Raw genomic sequence first — 1715 nt, forward strand, 5'->3', positions numbered from 1 at the left:
AAGAAACATCCCCTGTGTTACTGTAAGAAACTCAGCCGCGCGACTGCAAGAAGCACACCCTGTGCTATTGCAAGAAGCTCAACTGCGCAACTATAAGAAGCACACACGCGCTTCTTGTAAAAAGCACACCCTGTATTACTGCAAGAAGCATACCCTGTGCTACTGTAAATAGCTCAACTGCGCAACCGCAAGAAGTTCACTTGCACGGCTGCAAGAGACGCACCCACGCGACTGCAAGAAGCTCAACTGCGCGACTGCAAGCAGTTCAGTTGCACGGCTGCAAGCATTATGCTCACGCGTCTGTAAATCGCGCGCACGAACGTCTTCTTATAACAAAAATGCTTGCCTTGGCTATCTTATTTTGGCAAAAAAAAGAATGTTTTTTCTAAAAAACATTGCGCTTTGCGAGTTTACGGCTGCAAATTCATAAAATTTTAACAAATCTATAACAAAAACTTAAAAATTTTGCATTTTTTACTTGATGATTTCATAGATTTATTATTAACTTTATTGTGGGAATAAATGAGAAAAAATCTTATATTTCCCATACTAAAACTATCGGAGGAACCTAAATTGAAAGAAGAAAAAAAGACCATCTAACTGACTGCCATCAGATAAATGGTCTATAAACAGCGCTGCGGAATATCCACAGTTGTAAGTCTACTGTTACATCATAAGAATATTCTGCAGTTTTTTCAAGTCAATAGAAAAGTAACTGGCGTTGCCAAAACAACTATTGCCAACTTAAAATTCTAACCTTAAAAAAAAGGAATTATGATTATGATAAACATTGATTCAAAACGCAACACAAATTTTGCAGTCACATTGACTCCTTGCAACTTTAAAGAAAACACATACATTGCGCGTGTTCCAAGAAAAACCATCACAACAGACCAGATTTTAGACCTTATCGCCGCCCATAACCAGGGAATAGACCGCTATCAAGTCGGACATGCAATGGAGCTTCTAAAAAAAGAAATTCTTGAGCAGGCCAAGCTTGGATTTGCGGTAGACATTATGGAAATCTGCAAGCTCTACATTGCCCCAATCAGTTCAGTGCAGTCTCTTAATCCAGAGGCCGAATCCATAACAGGCTTTGAGGCAAGATTTTCAACAAACGAAGAGCTGCGCGAAACCTTAAAGGAAATTACGGCCGCTGTTTCTACAGTGGTCGATTCTGCTCCTCAGATTACCCAGATAGAAAACCCTGTTTCCGGCTATGCGGAAGGCGTTCTCAAGGCAACGTTCAGCGCAAGGATTAAAGGGAAAAAACTTAAAGTTGGAGGCGAGAACAGCGGCATATTCTTTATACCTCTTCTCGAAGACAACTCTGCAAACAAGGACGAGCAGGAATGGATAAAGGTTCCTGAAGAATTTATTACGACAAACAGTCCAAAAATGCTTGAATTCCATCTTCCGCGCAACCTTGCCGCAGACAAAAAGTATTTTATTGGAATTAGAACTTCTATCCGCGGTACTCAGGAATTAAAAAACGCAGTTACGGGTTTTAGCAAAATTACTGTAACAATAAAAGAATAAAAAAATGCAAAGTCAGCGGACTTTTTTATCCAGGCTGGCTTTGCATTTTTGTTTTTATTTAGCCAAAACTTCGAGTTTTATAATTTAATGTCATGTCGGGCTTGCCTCCCATGTCATTACCCAGCTTGACCACAATGTCATTATCGGGCTTGCCATCTTGTCATTATCGGGCTTGA

1 protein-coding gene is annotated in these 1715 nt (G+C 40.1%); it reads left to right on the plus strand.

What is annotated here, in order from left to right:
- The first annotated feature begins 780 nt into the window (after window positions 1-780).
- Window positions 781-1539, plus strand: coding sequence for a DUF4469 domain-containing protein (locus tag B4N75_RS06965; RefSeq protein ID WP_296669035.1), 759 nt, complete (start codon window positions 781-783; stop codon window positions 1537-1539).
- Window positions 1540-1715 lie beyond the last annotated feature (176 nt).

This window comes from Treponema sp. UBA7570 (genome assembly GCA_002477955.1).
In the GTDB taxonomy this organism is placed as follows: Bacteria; Spirochaetota; Spirochaetia; order Treponematales; family Treponemataceae; genus Treponema_D.